Below are 17,688 nucleotides of genomic sequence, written 5' to 3' on the forward strand. Positions count from 1 at the left end.
GACTACCCGGTATCGCCTACATGGGCGCGATCATAGTTGTGCTGCGACGTGCAATGAGGAGTGGCATTGCGCGGATTGAGTTGCGTGCGTACCGGCCGTTATCAAATGGCACGGTGTGCAGTGGATGCGCGGCGACGCGGTAAACAACCGATGAGTCCAGCGCTGCTTGGCCTGTACAACCCAGAGCGCCGTGCATCCATTCACTTAGGAGTGCAGCAATGGCTTTCCCAACCGCAGTCAATCCGCAGATCACCGATGCCGTCACGCAGACCAACGTCAAGGTCGTTGGCCAAGCGCCAGCCGCTGCGATCGGTTTGATTTACCAGAGCATGGCCCGTTCGACCGGCATCCTTGTTTCAGAATGCAGTCTCTGCACAACAGCAGAATACGTTGGCGCAGCGGCCACCCATCAGGGCTTGATGCAGACCTACGTTGACGAGACGGCCGCGTCCGCGGCAGATGTCCCAAAACTTGCGCGAGGCGATAGCGCAGACAATTTGAAAAGTCTGCTCACTGTGCTCAAGTCATTCAACACTGCGAAGTAACCGCCTGCGACGACAGCGTCACGGCTGTCGCCACGTGCGCCGACGCAAGGCTTTGCTCAGGCGGCGTTGTCGTCGCGTACCTGCGGAGGCAGCAGTGTCTGTGGTTTCTTGGCCGATTCGGTCTGGCACAGGAACGTCATCAGGTGCGCGGCCTCGGCACTGCCCATAGGCTTGCTGTGGATGTGCTCTGCAAAGGCGTGCTGGGTGTGCTCCGGACCTGCGGGAACGGACTCTTGTGTAACGGTAGACGACGACATGCAACGCTCCTGGAACCTGCAATCAAGCCGTCTACGTCGCAAGTAAGCGCATCCGTAACGGAGTCAGCCGGTGATATTGCCTGGAATCTGTGCCGTCCGATACCTCGACGGTATGCGGGCGGCGCAGCGGCACCGGACGTTCTGATAACGGCGGCTGCGTCCATGTCTAAAGCGCCATCGGCAGAAATCCGCTCCGGCGTTTCGTTCTGATTGCCCAATAGGGCCGAAGGCGATTGGGCGACTTGCAAGAACGCGGCGACTCAACAGCTGGATCGCTGCCGGCGCGTTCTGGCGCAGTGCCAGCTCCGCCCGGCTATCCATGCGGCGGCTTGCATCTTGCCAATCTGGCCTGGAGGTACTCAATGGCGGGCTTTCTCGGGGATAAATCGCACGCCGCCTAGCCGGGCCGGAGAATTCGTTTCCGGAATTGCGAGTTCGTTGCAGCAAGACTGGATGGAAAGGACAAGCGCACCATCGCCGCACTACATCGGTTGGAGTTTGCTCATGCGTGTTCAACGATCCACTGCACAGCATCTTGTCACACGCGATTCTGCGGCCATTGAAACGCCGCCCGCTTCAGAATCGCCGCAACATGGACAGGGTTGGCCACTGGGGTTGAACGTGCTGCAGACGCGGCCACAGCCCAAACGCACACACCGCGATGAGAGCGAGCGACGACCGCACCACGGAGATGCCAATGCCCGAGTTGCCGAAGCGGAGGCGGTCTATGACGTCTTCGTGGTCGCAAAGTACTTGGCCGACCCCTTGCACGGAACCGCTGACGAATTGGCCGAATTGATCAACGACATTCCCCGCCGCGGCGAACCCGAGCAATCCGCCGAAGCCGGGGAGCCAGCGCATCCGCCCGCGCACCCACCGGCCGACCATGCACCGGCACCGGATGGCCACCACCCGCCACACCCACCGCAGACCGCACATCCCCCACAGCCGCACCCTGCTCATGCGCCGCATGCGCCGACGCCAGAGGGACACCATGCGCCGCATGACGGCGCCGGGAATCCGGCGGATCCGCAAGCAGTTGGACATGCAGCGAAGGAGGGCGTCCTGCACGTCCTCGCCGAGGAAGGCGCGCCGGCAGGCGCATTCGATTTGGCGATGAGCCTGGGCATCAGCGGCGCGATGCTGCCGCTGTCGAGTCTTGCGATTTATGCCGCGTACAAGGAAACCCGTGAAGTTGCCGAGCAGCGCACGCACCTGCGGCAGCGGGAACGCCGCCTGCGCTCGGAGCAGGCGGCACTGCAGTCTGCCTTGGACCCGGCAGCGCCTGCAGACGCTGCAAATGCGCATGTGCATGCACTGAGCGAGGCGATCGATACCAACGCTTACCTGCAGCGGCGAAATGCGCGGGACGGTGCCATCGCCGCGAGCTCCATGGCCTCGGCCGGGGTGATCTTCACCAAGGCAGCGAGCGAACTCGGCATCCAGGGCGGGCTGGCAATCGCCAGCAAGAGCGCAAGTGCAGCGGGCCTGGTGGGCCACAGCGCCGCTGCCGCAGGGGTTGCCTCTGCGGCGGGCATCGCCGGCTCCTTCGTGCTCGCGCCGTTGGCGAGCGTGGCGGCGACCGCATTGGGGGGTACCTTCCTGCACCAGTCGCGTCGGGAAAGGACGCGTGTTGCCGTGGATGTCGGCAGGGTCGAGCGCTTCCTGCAAGACCTCGAACCTAGCGAACTCAGTCCTGGCGCACAGCGCTACCAGCACTTTGTGAGCACCAAGTTGGGCAAGTACGACCGCTTTGCGCATCGGTTCAACCAGTGGAACAAGGGCTTTGTGGTGGGAGGAGTCACCTACACCGCCAGTACGTTGACCAAGGTCGGCGTCAGCGTGGCCGTCGTTGCTGGCGCCACCGTGGCCGCACCGGTGGGCACCGGCCTGATCATCGGCGCAGGTCTGCTCGGTGCGGCCACGATGGGGGTCGGCAGCCATCAGTTCCTGTTGGCGCACGGCAAGCAGAAGCGCTATCGCAGGTACCAGACCGAGGACATGCCCGGCGTCGATCGTGCGCTACTGGCGGTGGCGGATCTATTGCCTGCACGCGAGGCAGAGAATGCCGCAGCCGAGGAAGCGTCCAACCTCGCCGACCAGTTGCAACCAACCGCGGTGGACGGTGCACTAACGCCAGTGGCGGAGGAAGCGGCGGGAAGCGATGAAGACGATCTCATTGCAGAAGTCGATCCCGGCCTGGAGCCGAAGCATCGCCAAGGCGTGTTCGCCGCATATGATGCTCAACCGGCAATGCCGGAACTCGCCGCTTCGACTGCCGACGGGTCGGGCGCAAGAGCGGCAGGCAACGCTGTTCCCCAACATGGTTTCGAGTTGCGGAGCGCGCTTTACGCCTGCATCGACGGTCAGGAAAAGGCGTTGGACGCGTTTCTGCAGACCGGTGCCGACGACCTGCAGAAATTGCATCCGGCCAAGCCGCGCTCGACAGATCAGAGCAAGGGCTCGGGCCGAGCGGCACATGGGGCGCCGCTGGGTCGGCGCGTCAATGCAGCCCTGTATGCGGCAGCGAACTACGGACGCGCGGTATTGACCGGTAAGCCGCAGGAGGCGCGAGGCAAAGCGATGCGCAGCCATGCCAAGCACAGCGCGGTGCTGACCGAAACCGCGCTTGCGCAGTGGCTGCAAACGCCCGGCTCGGTGAAGTCGCAGATCGCTTACATGCAATGCTGCCTCGAACTGCAGAAGAAGTATCTCGACGCCAAGCTCAGCGCACAGGCGGACCTTCCGCAGCCCGACGTGCACGATGATCCGCATTCTCATGTCGATGCGACGGGCGATCGGGCACCGGAACGTCTGCTGGCGCAATTGCAGCAAGCGCGCTCGCGCGACGACACCCAGCGGCGTGCCGTCAGCCTGATGCTGCAGGAACTGGAGATGGCCGAGCAGGAGCTGGCAGGCCCCGATGCGCGAAGCCAGGCGCGCGCAGCCGCCAGGATGCCCGGTTTGCAGCAGCGCCTGATCCGGGTGCTGACCTCGAACGCGATCGTGCCGCAAGAAGGCGTTGCAGGTTTTGACCGGTTCTGTATGAAACAGGCCCGTCAGCACACGACCCATGTGCGCGGCACGCTGTTGGCGACCGAAGTCCAGGCAGCACGCATCCGCGAACAGGCCGCTGCCGCAGCCCCTGCGTCCACGACCTGATGGCGGCTGCACGAGCGCGCACGGGTCGGCAGCCGCCGCCTCGTGAGCCTCACTCCTCCGGCTTGAGCCACACCTGTTGCTTCAGGCCGCGCACGCTGGGGGCGGCGACATCGTCCAGATCGAACACCACCACGGTGTTGTCGCCCTTGCGCTGGAACGGCGCGGGAAAATACAGCGCGGTCTGCGGGCCGATGTTCCAGTGGCGGCCGAGGTTGACGCCGTTGGCCCAGGCAAAGCCTTTGCCGAACGCGCGCATGTCCAAATAGGTGTCGGTGGGCGTGCCGATGCGCAGGGTGCCGCGATGGAAGGCCGGGCCTTGCACGGTCTTGCGGGTCCAGCCGCGGATGCTGTCGGGCGCGCGCATCGGCAACGGGAAAGCCTGCCAGCTGGTGAGTTGTTGGTTGTCCAGCAGTACCGGGTCGATCAAGCCGGCACGGCCGTCGGCCATGCGCGGGCCGTAATTGATGCGGCCGCTGTTTTCCACCAGCACATCCAGGGTGTGTTGGCCTGCAGGAATATCCACGTTGGTGGAGACCTGCTGCAGCCGGCGTTCGACGCCGCCCACCGGTTTTTGATCCAGATACACGCGCGCCACGTCGCGCACGTCGCCCAGATACAGCGGGCCCTTGCGCGGGCCGGTGACCGTGGTGCGGTAGAGGATATAGCCGTAATCCTGGCCGAACTGTTCCATCGGCTGCGGAGTGTCGATGGCGATCGGCGCGGGCAGGTTTTCCCAGAGCGAGGCCGATTCGCGCAGTGGCGTGTCTGGCAGCGTGGTTGTCGCGATCGGTGCTGGTAACGCGGGTGGCTGCACGCCGGTGACGCGTGCGATGGCGTCGCGCATCAACGCGAACTTGGGTGTGGGATGGCCGGCTTCGTCGAGGATGGCGTCGTAGTCGTAGCTGGTGGTCTGTGGTGCGTAGTGGTCGCTGGGATTGTTCTGGTAATTGGCACCATTCATGAAACCAAAACTGGTGCCGCCGATGAACATGTAGAGATTGGCCGAGTGGCCCTGGCGCAGGATCCATTCGAACTCGTCGGCCTGTTGTTTGGCATCGGTGGCGGCGTGTGGCTTGCCCCAATGGTCGAACCAGCCCGCCCAGTATTCGCCGACCATGCGCGGTTGATCGGAGCGGAACTTGATCAGCTTGTCGAATGCGCTCTTGGCTTCGCCGGGTGCGAAGTTCACCACTGCCAGGGTGTCGGGCAAGGTGCCGTTGGCGAGCATATCGGCGCCATCGGAGGTGAACAGCAAGGCCTTGTCGAAGCCGGCCTTGACGTACATGCCACGGTTGTCAGCCATATAGGCGTGGTCGTCGGCATATGAGCCGTATTCGTTCTCCACCTGCACGGCGATGATGGGCCCGCCGTTGTGGTTGAGCAACGGCTGCACCTGTTTGGCCAAGGCATCCAGATACGCCTGACTGGCGGCGAGAAAACGCGGGTCGCGGCTGCGCACGCGGATGTTGCCCTTGCCGAACAACCAGGCCGGATAACCGCCGGCTTCCCACTCGGCGCAGGCGTAAGGGCCCGGCCGCAGGATCACGTTGAGCCCTAGCGCGGCGGCTTCGCGCACGAATGCAGCCACATCGTTGTTACCGGAAAAATCGAACTGGCCTTGTTGCGGTTCGACCAGGTTCCAGAACACGTAGGTTTCCACCGTGTTCAAGCCCAGCGCACGGGCTTTCTGCAGGCGATCTTTCCAGTAAGCGCGCGGAATGCGCTGGAAGTGGACGGCGCCGGAAAGCAGTTGGTAGGGCTTGCCGTCGCGCACGAACTGCGTCCCCTGCGTGCCGACGCTTGGCCAGCGTGCTGTGCCTGCGGCTGCAGCAGTGGCAGGTAACGCGAAGGCGAGCGCCAGAACGAGCGGTGCAAGGGTCGTGCGCAACATGGGCAATTCTCGACGGTAACGCGGAATGGATGACATGGAACGTAGTTAGGCGCTAAAGCACGGGCAGCATGCGTGCCGATACGTAGAGCGGCTCTGACTACGAAAACGACGGCGGTAAATCCTGCTTGTTCGCGCCAAAGGCCGGGTTGGGTTTGGCGCCCATCTCGAACTCCAGCGTGCCGCCTGCGGCAAGATCGGCATGACGCAGCCAGGCGCGGTTGGTCGGTGTGCCGTTCCACTTCAGCGATTGCACGTACACGTTTTGCGCGCTGTTGTTGTTGGCAATGATGCGCAGCGTGCGGCCGTTGCCCACATCCAGCGTGGCGCGCTTGAACAACGGGCTGCCCACGATGTAGTTGCCGCTGACCGGATCCACTGCATACAGACCGAGCGCGCTGAGCACGAACCACGCGCTCATTTGTCCGCAGTCTTCGTTGCCGGACAGGCCGTTGCGCGCGTCGTGGTATTGCTCGCGCAGCAAGCGGCGCACCATCGCTTGGGTCTTGTATGGCTGGCCGGCGTAGGCGAACAGATACGCCACATGATGGCTGGGCTCGTTGCCATGCGCGTACTGGCCGACCATGCCATCGATATCCGGCGGTGCATCGGCAGGCAGTTCGGAGCTGGTGGAAAACAGCTCGTCCAGCTTGGCGACGAAGCCGTCGCGGCCGCCGTACAAATCCATGTACCCGTACAGATCGTGTTGGTTGAGGAAGGTGGCCTGCCAGGCGTTGGATTCAGTGAAATCGCGCCATTTTGCGAAGTGGCCCATGCCGCGCGGGTCGAACGGTTTGGCCCAGCTGCCGTCGGCAAGCCGCGCCTGCACGAAGCCGCTGTCGCGATTGAATACGTTGCGGTAGTTGCGCGAGCGTTCGCGCAATGCGCGTGCATCGGCGCTGGCGCCTGCCGCTTGCGCCAGGTGCGCGCAGGCCCAGTCGTCGTAGGCGTATTCGAGCGTGCGGCTGACTGCCTCGTCCACCTTGTCTGCGGGGATATAGCCCAGCTTGCGGTACTCGCCCAGACCGTGAGTGGTGTCGTCCATTGCACGTTTGCGGTACGCCGGCCACGCGGCCTTGTAGTCGATGCCGGTGAAGCCCTTGGCGTGCGCCTCGGCCAGTACCACGGCCGAGTGGTAGCCGATCATGCAGCCGGTTTCCACGCCCTGCAGCGGCCAGATGCCCACGCCATCGGGGCATTCGTTGGCACCGCGCACCAGGCATTGCACCAGATCCGGCACACGCTCGGGTTGCACCAACGTCAGCAAGGGATGCAATGCGCGGTAGGTGTCCCACAGCGAGTAGGTGCTGTAGTTGTGATAGCCGCTGGGCGCGCTGTGGATCTTCAAATCCATGCCGCGATAGCGGCCATCCACGTCGGAGAACAGCGTGGGCGCCAGCAGGCTGTGATACAGGCCGGTGTAGAAGATGCGCCGTTGCGCCTCGTCATCGCTGTCGATGCGCACCCGGCCGAGTTCTTTTTCCCAGGCCGCCACGGCTTGCGCATGCACGCGCGCGAAGTCGAAGTCCGGCAGTTCGGCGTCGAGGTTGGCCAGCGCGTTGTCAGCGCTGACGGCGGAGATGCCGACCTTGATCAGCAGCGGGGCGTCGGAGGCATCCGGGTAATGCAGTGCGGCCTTGAGCTGCGTGCCGTCGACGCTACGCGTGCCGGCGGCCAGCGGTTGGTCCTCGTTGTACAACTGCACCTGTTTGAAGGACCGCGACAGGCGCATGGCGAAATAGATGTAGCGGCCCTGCGCCCATTGGTACACGCGGCGCCCGCCGGTGAGCGTGCGTTCGTCGACCACGCGTAGCTGCGCATCGCTGACGCGGGTGGGAATACCGGGCTTGTCCTGCATGCCATGGCACAGGTCGAGCAACACGTGCGCGGGCTTGCCCTTGGGGAAGTGATAACGGTGCAGGCCGGCCCGCGCGGTGGCGGTGAGTTCGGCGTGCACGCCGCTGTCCTTGAGGCGCACGCGGTAGTAACCGGGCGATGCGGCTTCGTCGGCATGGTCGTAGCGCGAGCGGTAGCCGGCGTCCGGATTGTCGAGCGGGCCGGGCACCAGTTTGACCTCGCCGGTGGCGGGCACCAGCAGGACATCCAGCATGTCGCCGATGCCGGTGCCGGACAGATGCGTGTGCGAGAAGCCCATGATCGAGCCGTCGGACTCGTGATAGCCGGAGCACGAATCCCACACCGCGTTATAGGTGTCCGGGCTCAACTGCACCATGCCGAATGGCAATGTGGCGCCTGGGAAGGTGTGACCATGGCCGCCGGTGCCGATGAAGACATCCACATGCTTGGTGAGATCGGCACGGGTGCGCGCATCGGCCGGGAGTGCGTAATTGCCGGCGCGCGCACGGGCAAGGCTGGGCAGGCCAACGCTGCCGAACAGTGCTGCGGCGATAGCGCCTTGGAGAAAACCGCGTCGTGTTGCCATGTGTGTGGTCTCGGAATTTTTGCGGGCCGATGCCGGGGCACCCTCATCCGCCCTGCGGGCACCTTCTCCCGGCGGGAAAAGGGAACATCAAGCGCTGCGCGGTAATCGGCCTGGGAAGGTAGATTGCGCGCTTCGTATAATCAGCTGCTGCGCAGCAGCTGGGGTTTGCGTTGATGCAGGTCGATGATCAGTTCGCCGAACAAGGTGTTGGCCCAGGCGAACCAGTCGCGGGTGAAGGTGCTCGGGTTGTCCTTGTCGAAGGCTTCGTGCATGAAGCCGGTGCCGGCATGCGTGGTTTTCAACCACTGCAGGCATTGGCGCAGTTGTGCGTCGTCGTCGCTGACCAGTGCGTATTGAATGATCGACATCGGCCAGATGGTGCCCATGCCGCTGTGCGGGCTGCCGACGCCTTCGGCTGCTTTGCCGCGCGAGAAATACGGGTTGCGTTCGCTCCAGGCCAGCTGGCGCGTGCGCAGAAACACCGGGTCGGCGCGGTCGCAGCAGCCCAGGTAGGCCAGGCTGAGCAGGCCGGGTGCATTGGCGTCGTCGATAAACAACTGGTTGCCGAAGCCGTCCACTTCGAACGCCCAATACGCCTGGCCGTCGGCATCGCGCTGCTGGCCGAACTGGCGGGTGGCGGTTTCCACTTCATCGGCGAGCGCGGTGCACTCTGCGGCGAAGGCGGTGTCGCGATGCAAGGCCGTGCTCATCGCCGCCAGTTGCCGTAGCGAGGTGACCGCGAACAAATTGGCCGGCACGAACAGCGGGAATACGCAGGCGTCGTCGGAAGGGCGGAACATCGAGTGGATCATGCCGTTGGGTTTGGTCGGCTGGCCGTAGCCTTCCAGTACCAGCGTTTCGGTGGCCAGCGGCGACGGGCGCTGGAACACGTACGGGCCACGGTTGTCCTTGCGCTGCTGCGCGCGGAAGGTCTTGACCACCACGTGCATCGCCGCGCGCCAGTCGTCGTCGAACGGTGCGGCGTCGCCGGTGGCGCGCCAGTATGCGTGCGCGATGCGGATGGGGTAGCACAGCGAATCCACTTCCCACTTGCGCTCGCCCACACCGGGCTTCATCTCGGTGATGTCGTTGAGCGACCACTTCAGGCGCTGGGTCTGGCGGTCGGGCAGAAACGCGTTGGCATAGGGGTCGAGCGTGATGCACGCAGCCTGGCGCTGGATCAGGCCATGGAACATGCGCCGCAACGCCGGGTCGTGCTTGGCCAGTGGCACGTACGGGTGCACCTGCGCGGACGAATCGCGCAGCCACATCGCGTGGATGTCGCCGGTGATGACGAAGGTGTCCGGCTTGCCGTTGCGGGTGCCGGTTTCCACGGTGGTGTCGAGCGTGTTGGGGTAGCAGTTCTCGAACAGCCAGGCCAGTTCCGGGTCGGCGATGCGCGCTTTGATCTGCGCAATCTGTTGCTCGACCGCCTTGCTGACGAAACGGCGCTGCGCCTTGGGCGGGCGCTTGCTGACGAAGGCGCCAGCCGCGCTGGATGCGCCAGCGGCGGGTGCGGCCGCAAAGGCGGGCAGGGCACCGGCGAGCAGGCCGGCGCCGGCACTTGCGCCCAGCAGCTGAAGGATGTCGCGGCGGGTATGCATGACCTGGAACTCCTTGGATTCGGCAGCAGGCCTGCACGCCAGTGCCGCTCCAGGGCCGCGCTACCTGCCGGCTAAGGATGAGACCTATGCATGACCAATTCTCGATGACCATACAACGTGTGCGCCGAATGTGCATAGTGCGGCCGCACAATTCGGCGCCGTCTGCCCGTATCCGGGCCGTCGCCAACGGCGATTGACACGGACCACTTGCGGAGGAGATGCAGAGGGGGGCTGTGTTGACCGGCCTGCCGGGCACGCGAGCATCGCCAGGCGCGGGCGGTGACACCTTCCCGCTCACGATGCGCCGCGAGATGCTCCCGCAGGTTGAATGCGTCATCGCAGCGTCCATCGCGCCTGCGCGCAAGCACGATACGCAAGACGGCCATGCCGACGTTGCCTACCGTTTCAGTCGCCGGTCCTGCTTGCGCCGGATGCTGCTACCACTCGCCATGGCAATGATGAAGTGCAAGACCTGTCCGGAGCCGGTTCTGCGCATTGCACGCAAGGTGCATGGGCTGCGCGTCCGAGCTAACCAAGAAAGAGCATTATGAAAAAATCAACGGTTGAGCCGTCGGGATCGAACATAATTGCGCAATAAGTGATATTAAAATAACTGAAATATATTCATTTAGTAATTATCGAATTGATGCGCGATGCAAACCGGTGAATGCCTGCTCTATCGAAATGTTTGGAGACCCTCGGCATCCGCAGACATAACCGCAGGAGGTACGAATTCAAGTTAAGAGCGGCGACACGCCCTTTGTGCTTTACAGCTGCGCATTCGCTGGTTAAGAATGTGCGCCAAGGATAAGGCTGGCTATTGCCACCGCGCGCTCGCTTTCCATGTGGGCCGTTTTCGAAGGATCGATGTGACATGTTTCAATCTCTCTCCTCGCTATTGCTGGACAGCATTGTCCTGGCCCTGCCGATTATCGGCATCGTCCGGTTTCGTGGTGTCCGGCTCAATTGGGCGACGCTGGCCGCCCTTCTCGCGGCGATGCTGAGCGCACGCTGCATCCAGGCAACCGCCGGGCGACCGGAGCAGGCGTTACCGATCCTATGCGCGACGTTGATCGGCGCATTCACCCTGTGCGCGATGGCGGTGTCCGCTCGCCATGCAACCGGCCGTAGCAGTCGAGAGAACGCCCCATGACCCTGTTCCGCCAGGAAGTGCTGCAAGCACGCCACAACAGTTGGCTGGGCGGCATCTCCCTGGCGCAGCCCGTGCGGGCATGGATGCTTGCCAGCGCCGCCGTCATCGTGGCGGCATCCGTCGTGGTCTTCCTGTGCTTGGGCACCTATGCCCACCGCTCCACGGTGACCGGGCACCTGGTGCCGATCAAAGGCCTGTCCACGGTGATGGCGCCGGCCACCGGCGTCGTGAGCCGGCTGGAGGTCAGCGAAGGGCAACCGGTCAAGGCCGGACAGATACTCGGCGTGGTCACGGTCCCGCGCGCGACCCTGGGCAGCGGCGACACGCAGGCGGCACTGCAACACCAATTGCGCCAGCGCGGCGAAGGCTTGAAATCGTCCGAGCAAGCGCAGTTGCAGCAACTGGATGCACAAGAACAGGGCTTGCGTGCGCAGTTGGCCAATCTGCGCCAGGAATTGGTGCAGGTGGACGCAGAAATCGCTACCCGTCGCAACCAGATCGCGCTTGCCAATGAAGTGCTGCAACGCTGGCGCCAATTGCAGGACGACAAATACGTCAGCGTGCTGCAAATCAAGCAGCAGGAATCCAGCGCGCTGGAATACACCAGCCAGATGCAGGCCTTGCAGCGGCAGGCGACCGAAATGCGACGCAGCGCGGCGCAGATCGAACAGCAACTGCGTGTCTTGCCGGGACAACGCGGGGGCGTGCAGGCCGATTATCGACGGGATGCGGCGGCGGTGGAACAGGAACAGGTGCAAACCCAGGTCAATGGCGCCTTGGTGGTGACGGCGCCCGTGGCAGGCGTGGTGGCCACACAGATGGCAAAACCAGGGCAAGCGATCCAGCTCGGGCAACCCCTGCTAAGCGTGGTGCCGGGCGATGGACGCCTGGAAGCCGAATTACTGGTTCCCAGCCGCGCCATCGGCTTTATCGCCCCTGGGGATACCGTGCTGCTGCGCTATCAAGCCTTCCCGTATCAGAAGTTTGGTCACCAGCAAGGCCGACTGAGCCGGATCAGCCGCAGTGCGCTGAGTTCGAGTGAACTGGGTGCGTTGATCGGCAATGTCCAGCAGGGGGAGCCGTATTACCGCGTCACCGTCGCGCTGGGTCGGCAAAGTGTCATGGCCTACGGCAAGCCCGAGATGCTCAAGCCGGGGATGCTGTTGCAGGCCGACATCATCGGCGAGCGCAGAAGGCTGATCGAATGGGTGTTTGAACCTTTGTTTTCGCTTGATAAGTGAATGATTTCGATGGATCAATAGACCAATACCTGCAATCAAGATGTTCAGGGGCGATTTGCAAGTGAGATCGCCAGAGAATATTCCTAGATGTGAAATGAAGGTTGATTTTCCCCGGCGCAGGGTTTGCGTCAAATTGACTGTAAGAGGTGTTATATGCGTGAGTTGACTCTTGAAGAAACAATTGCTGTTGCTGGCGGGCTTGAAGCCGGTTGTTCATACACCAAGACTGTTACCAAAAACCCCGATGGCAGCACCACGACCACAACAACGGTTGAGTGCCACGCAAAAGGCTGATTTTTAATTCACCATGAGGCATCGACCTAGTGTCGATGCCTCATTTATGAAAATCCACGAAGAGCCCTGCGAATGATTAACTCTACAATCCGGATGACATTCCTTCTTGTAACTATTTTTTTCTGTGGAAATCTGCATGCAGACTGGAAGAGGGTTTCTTCGGATGCTATAGAGTTGCGCGGTGACGTTGATTCAAATTCAGATGTCGAATATTTCGAGATCGCGAAGGGCGGCTATTCAAAAATTGTTGTCCATAGCTTAGGTGGCTACCCCTTGGTTGCGCTTAAAATTGCCGAAGACATTGTTCGACGCCGTCCGGTTGAAGTGAAAGTCGATGGAATATGCCTATCAGCATGCGCCACTTATATTGCGATGGCAGCCTCGTCGTTGACTGTCGATTGTGGGGCGGTTCTTGGTTGGCATGGGACGTTGCCTACCGGGAATGAGGGGGAGGCCATGTTGATGGCGGAAGGAGGACCCAGGACTTTGGGGGCGAAATATCGTGATTGGCTGGAGAAATTTCATGCCGAGGAGAGAGTTTTTTACACTCGTGCTGGCGTGAAATATAAAATCCTGGAACGTGCGGATCAGCAGGTAAGGAAGAATCCTGGAAAATTGGATGAGTACAAATTTGATGAAAAGACCGCGGAGTATACCTATACAACCACCCCGTCTGTATGGGTGCCTCAGCGCGCTACGCTGGAAAAATATGGAGTTAATGGGCTACAGTATTGCCAGAAATATACCGACGAGATGGTTCGAGATGCTATGAAGAAGGCTGGTATCAAGTCGAACTTCGTATTGGACAAGTAAGGCATTTCCAGTGGATGCATTGATGGGTCTGCTTACAGGTGGCTGTTTGAACCGTTGTTGTCGCTTGGTAAGTGAATGATTTTGATGGATCGACGGAGCGATGCCTGTAATCAAGATTTTCAGGGCGCTTCGTGAGTGAGATCGCCAGCCAATAGCGGGCGCCTACGGTGCAAGGTATGCACCATCATCAGTGGAGAAGTACGATGCGCGATATGACAACTGAAGAAATCATGGAAGTGAGTGGCGGCAGCCCTGCATCTCAGTTCAATGGCTATGCGGATTTACTTATTGCAGGAGGCGCACTTGCTGTAAGCACGGGCGTACTAGCTGGTGCTGGAGCATTCGCGCTCGGCCTGGGAGGAAGCATGAAGCTCGCTCTTGTCCTTACTGATTCGCTTTAATAACTATGATGTCCCCGAGTACTCTCGGGGACATCATGCAGGAAATAAAAATGAAAGCCATTCACAAGAAGATTCTTGCATGCACGATAGCCATAGTTTCATTTGTATTGTTTGCCATTTCTTTCATAGTGCATGAAGAATGGCCATTTCCACTAATTGGATGGTTGACTGGAACTTTCTTTTATGCCCTTGGATTAATGTCAATCTATAATTACATCCTTGGCTCTCACAAGGGGCATGTCGTATATTTCAGAATGCTGGTAGTTTACTTGCTTTTGTCAATCATCTTTCTAATCCGTTCCTATGGATTTTTTCTTGGACTTGGATACTGGGTTACAGGCGCGATAATTGTTTTTACCCTCTGGTTAATTGTTCGCCCATATCAATCAAAAATAAAGGCGGAGAAATCGGCAGGAATAAGGCGAGACTACTTTTCGGGAGACCAGTATTGAAAATATAAATTTAATTCATGGAAAATAATGGAGGCGATTATTTATCACCAATCAATAACATTAACACGAACAAAATCCTGCACTCCTGTCTGCTCTATGCATATGTTTACTAGTCTGGATGATTTCCGCAATCCTTTATGATTACATAATTCTTACTGCATTGTGATTTTTATTGGCGTTATCATTTCAGTCTTTGCATATAAAAAAATTTCTCGGAATTCACTCCCATAAAGAACATTATGTCCAAGGCCAATATTTCAGAATTTATTTAACCAGATCAGTCGGCTACCGGGATAATAGCGCAGTATTGCGCATTGGAAACATGCATCATGCATTGGAATTCAGACGAGAGTTTTCCCCACACGCCAGACAGATGGTCAGCATGGCGGCCGCCTTGGGGACGTCGATTAGAGGGTGAATCAGCAGTACGACGCGCGACTTGGCAATGGCATCCATTCGACCCGATCATCGTGTCGATCCCAGGCGAAAAATCAATGCTGCCCCCAATTTGCTTTGGAAGCATGGCGCGTCAAATTCAAAAAAGAATCCTTTTTCAATGCATTTTATTACTTTCCATGATGTTGTGCATGGCACTATGCTTTGCAATTTTAAGCCTTGAAAAAAACACCACCTACTTCGTCAAGGCAAGTGCCGCCGTTATATTGTTTGCTATATATTTATTTCTTCAATATATTTTTATCTTTCGAAGATTATCCAGTCTATGCGAATATTCTCGGTTTTCCGCATGGTGCTATCTGCAGCCGAGCAAGCAACCGCTTTCAATCGCCGTCATGATGATGGCGATCGGTGGAATTCAACTCTACCTGCAGACACGCGCCGGCAGCCTTTTCGGCCTGATCGAGCAGTACGGGCTTGTTTTCCAAGATGCGCCGCACCAACCATGGCGCTATTTCAGTGGGCCTTTCCTGCATTCCGGTGTTGCACACTGGACCTCTAACTTTTCTTTACTTATGGTTGCAGCCGGGCTTTCTTTCTCGCTTGGCCGGGCGCTGGTTATCTGGCTGACGTTCTTATCCGGGGTATTGTTGCCCGCATTTTTATTGACCTTCCTCCCGCATTGGGTCGGCTCGGACGCATTCCTCGGCATCTCCGGTGGAGTATTTGCGTTATATGGATGGATTGTCGGTATATCGCTACGCAATCGTCAGATATTCCCGCCGGCTCTCTGGTGGCTGCTTGCATATTTCGCATTGGCAACGATGCTGGCTTCCTCCTTGCTCTCCCCTCGCACGAGTTGGTTTGCGCATGCATCAGGTTTGCTGTTGGGGCTTGCGATTGGCTTCTGGGAGATAGGATTCAAGCATGAGCTTAAAAAACCAATATTGGCATCATCGGCCACTGGAGCAAGCTGAGCGATGAAAGCGATTGTGCAAGCAGAAGCAAGCGAATGCGGGCTGGCGTCATTGGCAATGGTGGCGTCGGCGCATGGCATGCAACTCGGCCTGCCCGAGTTACGCAGGCGTTTCCACTTGTCGCTCAAGGGTATCCGACTCAACCAGTTGGTCCAGATTGCCCAGACGCTGGGCTTCTCCACCCGTCCGCTGCGGCTGGAGATGGAACATCTGGATCAACTCGCCCTGCCTTGCGTCCTGCACTGGGATCTCAACCACTTCGTTGTGCTGGCCAAGGTTGGAAAAACCAAAGCGACTATCCTCGACCCGGCCATCGGCGAGCGCAGGTTATCGCTCAGCGAGGTATCCCAGCACTTTACCGGCGTGGCACTGGAGCTGACGCCTACTACCGAGTTCAAACAGCACAAGGCAGCACCCTCCATTTCCGCACGCCAACTCACCGGCCCCATCCGTGGGCTGTGGAGTGCGCTGTCGCAGATCGCGTTGTTGTCGCTGGCGTTGCAGGTCTTCGTCATCCTGGCGCCGTTCTACACGCAATGGGTGGTGGACCAGGTGCTGGTGTCGGCGGACCGCGACTTACTCGTGGTGCTGGGGCTGGGGTTCGGATTGGCGCTGCTGTTGCAAGTCTGCATTGGCCTGCTGCGTGGTTGGTCGGTGGTGTCTCTCTCCTCCAGACTCGGATTGCAGTGGATGGGCAACGTGTTCGCGCACCTGCTCAAGTTGCCGCTGGACTTTTTCGAAAAGCGGCACCTGGGCGATGTCACCTCGCGCATGTCCTCGGTGCAGACCATTCAACACACGCTTACCACCAGCTTCGTCGAGGCGATGATCGATGGCGTGATGGCGCTGGTGACGTTGGTGCTGATGCTCATTTATAGCTGGAAGCTGGCATTGGTGACGCTGCTGGCGGTCGCGCTCTATCTTGTCATCCGTGCCATTGCCTATCGGCCCATGCGCGACCGTACCGAACAACAGTTAGTGGCCGCGGCCAAGCAACAGACGCATTTGTTGGAATCGCTGCGTGGCATGCAAAGCTTGAAAGTGGCCGGTGAAGAATCGGTGCGCCGTTCCACTTACGAGAACTTACTCAACGACACCGTCAATCAGGACGTGAAGCTGGCGCGGATGTCCCTGGGCTTCAATACGGCCAGCCAGTTGGTGTTCGGCCTGGAGCGCATCGCGGTGATCTGGATCGGCGCCAGGTTGGCGCTGGACAATGTGTTCTCGGTCGGCATGCTGGTCGCTTACCTGGCCTACAAGGACCAGTTCGCCATGCGCGTGAGCGGGTTGATCGATAAATGGATCGAGTTCCGCATGCTGCGCCTGCACGGCGAGCGGCTGGCCGATATCGTGTTGACCCCGCCGGAAGAGCATCACGCACAACCGCACGCGCTGCCACCCGCCGAGCCAAGCATCGCGGTGGAAGGGCTGTCGTTTCGCTACGCCGACGGCGAGCCGTGGGTGGTCAAGGACTGCTGTTTCACGATTGCACCGGGGGAATCGGTGGCTATCATTGGTGGGTCTGGTTGCGGCAAGACAACGCTAGTGAAACTCTTGCTGGGTTTACTCACGCCCAGCGAGGGCACGATCCGGATCGGCGGGCACGATCTGCATAAACTCGGCCCGCGCAATGTGCGCGCGATGATCGGCGTGGTGATGCAGGACGATCAATTGTTCGCAGGCAGTATCGCCGACAATATCGGTTTCTTCGATACGGATTTCGACCTGGAACGGATCGAGGCGGCGGCGCAGTTGGCGGCGGTGCACGAGGATATCGCCGCGATGCCGATGGGCTATCACAGCCTGATCGGCGACATGGGGAGTTCGCTTTCGGGTGGCCAGAAGCAGCGGATTATTCTCGCGCGTGCGCTGTATCGGCAACCGAAGCTGCTCTTCCTAGGGATGGTCTGATCAACGCGACCGGGAAACCAAGCAAACCGCATCCGCCGCGCTGAGGGCGCTCAAATCGCCGATTTTTTGCCGGTTTCGGCCGTTTGCGGGGTGTTGCCTGGGTTACAGGCACAGCTTCCCCGCAGCAGGCATTAACGCTTTGCGCGTCAGC

The 17,688-nt window shown here is 60.1% G+C and carries 13 protein-coding genes and 2 pseudogenes; 11 read left to right on the plus strand and 4 right to left on the minus strand.

The features are described from left to right. The first annotated feature begins 218 nt into the window (after positions 1-218). Positions 219-545, plus strand: coding sequence for a RebB family R body protein (locus NX05_RS02590; RefSeq protein WP_039431027.1), 327 nt, complete (start codon positions 219-221; stop codon positions 543-545). A gap of 56 nt (positions 546-601) precedes the next feature. Here NX05_RS02590 and NX05_RS02595 read toward each other — a convergent pair whose 3' ends face one another. Beyond that, positions 602-802, minus strand: a complete 201-nt coding sequence (locus tag NX05_RS02595) for a hypothetical protein (protein ID WP_017113102.1) — start codon at positions 800-802, stop codon at positions 602-604. A 504-nt stretch (positions 803-1,306) separates the two neighbouring features. Between NX05_RS02595 and xopK the strand changes: the two genes are divergently transcribed. Then, entirely contained in the window at positions 1,307-3,964 is a 2,658-nt protein-coding gene (xopK, locus tag NX05_RS02600) for a type III secretion system effector XopK (RefSeq protein WP_268989050.1), read from the plus strand. 49 nt (positions 3,965-4,013) lie between these two features. Here xopK and NX05_RS02605 read toward each other — a convergent pair whose 3' ends face one another. The 3 genes from NX05_RS02605 to NX05_RS02615 form a co-directional block, all read right to left on the minus strand. Next, a complete protein-coding gene (locus tag NX05_RS02605) occupies positions 4,014-5,855 on the minus strand; it encodes a glycoside hydrolase family 35 protein (RefSeq protein ID WP_039431022.1) in 1,842 nt (613 codons plus the stop codon). 97 nt (positions 5,856-5,952) lie between these two features. Next, positions 5,953-8,295, minus strand: coding sequence for a GH92 family glycosyl hydrolase (locus NX05_RS02610; protein ID WP_039431020.1), 2,343 nt, complete (start codon positions 8,293-8,295; stop codon positions 5,953-5,955). Between the two features lie 140 nt (positions 8,296-8,435). After that, the gene (locus NX05_RS02615; protein WP_039431018.1) at positions 8,436-9,899 is read right to left on the minus strand and encodes a glycoside hydrolase family 125 protein; all 1,464 of its coding nucleotides are present in this window, start codon (positions 9,897-9,899) and stop codon (positions 8,436-8,438) included. Positions 9,900-10,242: 343 nt separating this feature from the next. On the opposite strand from NX05_RS02615, the pseudogene NX05_RS02620 reads away from it, so the two are divergent. The 9 genes and pseudogenes from NX05_RS02620 to NX05_RS02645 form a co-directional block, all read left to right on the plus strand. Beyond that, a pseudogene (locus tag NX05_RS02620) lies at positions 10,243-10,450 on the plus strand (hypothetical protein); the annotation flags it as partial. Between the two features lie 323 nt (positions 10,451-10,773). Continuing rightward, a complete protein-coding gene (locus NX05_RS02625; RefSeq protein WP_039431017.1) occupies positions 10,774-11,052 on the plus strand; it encodes a hypothetical protein in 279 nt (92 codons plus the stop codon). Beyond that, on the plus strand, positions 11,049-12,293 hold the full coding sequence (locus NX05_RS02630; protein ID WP_039431015.1) for an HlyD family secretion protein: 1,245 nt from the start codon (positions 11,049-11,051) through the stop codon (positions 12,291-12,293). Before NX05_RS02625 ends, NX05_RS02630 begins: the two co-directional genes overlap by 4 nt. 153 nt (positions 12,294-12,446) lie before the next feature. After that, positions 12,447-12,587, plus strand: coding sequence for a hypothetical protein (locus NX05_RS23500; RefSeq protein ID WP_155282145.1), 141 nt, complete (start codon positions 12,447-12,449; stop codon positions 12,585-12,587). Between the two features lie 93 nt (positions 12,588-12,680). Beyond that, positions 12,681-13,400: a S49 family peptidase domain-containing protein gene (locus NX05_RS24650; RefSeq protein WP_253956507.1), complete on the plus strand. Its 720-nt coding sequence runs from the start codon at positions 12,681-12,683 to the stop codon at positions 13,398-13,400. 203 nt (positions 13,401-13,603) lie between these two features. Next, complete coding sequence (locus tag NX05_RS23505; protein WP_126922602.1) at positions 13,604-13,801, plus strand: hypothetical protein; 198 nt, start codon at positions 13,604-13,606, stop codon at positions 13,799-13,801. Between the two features lie 50 nt (positions 13,802-13,851). Continuing rightward, positions 13,852-14,253, plus strand: coding sequence for a hypothetical protein (locus NX05_RS02640; protein WP_126922605.1), 402 nt, complete (start codon positions 13,852-13,854; stop codon positions 14,251-14,253). Between the two features lie 329 nt (positions 14,254-14,582). Then, a complete protein-coding gene (locus tag NX05_RS21565) occupies positions 14,583-15,626 on the plus strand; it encodes a rhomboid family intramembrane serine protease (protein WP_230597609.1) in 1,044 nt (347 codons plus the stop codon). A gap of 3 nt (positions 15,627-15,629) precedes the next feature. Next, positions 15,630-17,525 (plus strand): annotated as a pseudogene (locus tag NX05_RS02645) (peptidase domain-containing ABC transporter); the annotation flags it as partial. Positions 17,526-17,688 lie beyond the last annotated feature (163 nt).

Source organism: Xanthomonas vasicola (genome assembly GCF_000772705.2).
Classification (GTDB): domain Bacteria; phylum Pseudomonadota; class Gammaproteobacteria; order Xanthomonadales; family Xanthomonadaceae; genus Xanthomonas; species Xanthomonas vasicola.

Coding starts and splice junctions, on each gene's coding strand:
- NX05_RS02590 (WP_039431027.1), top strand. CDS start 219: ATGGCTTTCCCAACCGCAGTCAATCCGCAGATCACCGATGCCGTCACG.
- NX05_RS02595 (WP_017113102.1), bottom strand. CDS start 802: ATGTCGTCGTCTACCGTTACACAAGAGTCCGTTCCCGCAGGTCCGGAG.
- xopK (WP_268989050.1), top strand. CDS start 1,307: ATGCGTGTTCAACGATCCACTGCACAGCATCTTGTCACACGCGATTCT.
- NX05_RS02605 (WP_039431022.1), bottom strand. CDS start 5,855: ATGTTGCGCACGACCCTTGCACCGCTCGTTCTGGCGCTCGCCTTCGCG.
- NX05_RS02610 (WP_039431020.1), bottom strand. CDS start 8,295: ATGGCAACACGACGCGGTTTTCTCCAAGGCGCTATCGCCGCAGCACTG.
- NX05_RS02615 (WP_039431018.1), bottom strand. CDS start 9,899: ATGCATACCCGCCGCGACATCCTTCAGCTGCTGGGCGCAAGTGCCGGC.
- NX05_RS02625 (WP_039431017.1), top strand. CDS start 10,774: ATGTTTCAATCTCTCTCCTCGCTATTGCTGGACAGCATTGTCCTGGCC.
- NX05_RS02630 (WP_039431015.1), top strand. CDS start 11,049: ATGACCCTGTTCCGCCAGGAAGTGCTGCAAGCACGCCACAACAGTTGG.
- NX05_RS23500 (WP_155282145.1), top strand. CDS start 12,447: ATGCGTGAGTTGACTCTTGAAGAAACAATTGCTGTTGCTGGCGGGCTT.
- NX05_RS24650 (WP_253956507.1), top strand. CDS start 12,681: ATGACATTCCTTCTTGTAACTATTTTTTTCTGTGGAAATCTGCATGCA.
- NX05_RS23505 (WP_126922602.1), top strand. CDS start 13,604: ATGCGCGATATGACAACTGAAGAAATCATGGAAGTGAGTGGCGGCAGC.
- NX05_RS02640 (WP_126922605.1), top strand. CDS start 13,852: ATGAAAGCCATTCACAAGAAGATTCTTGCATGCACGATAGCCATAGTT.
- NX05_RS21565 (WP_230597609.1), top strand. CDS start 14,583: ATGCATTGGAATTCAGACGAGAGTTTTCCCCACACGCCAGACAGATGG.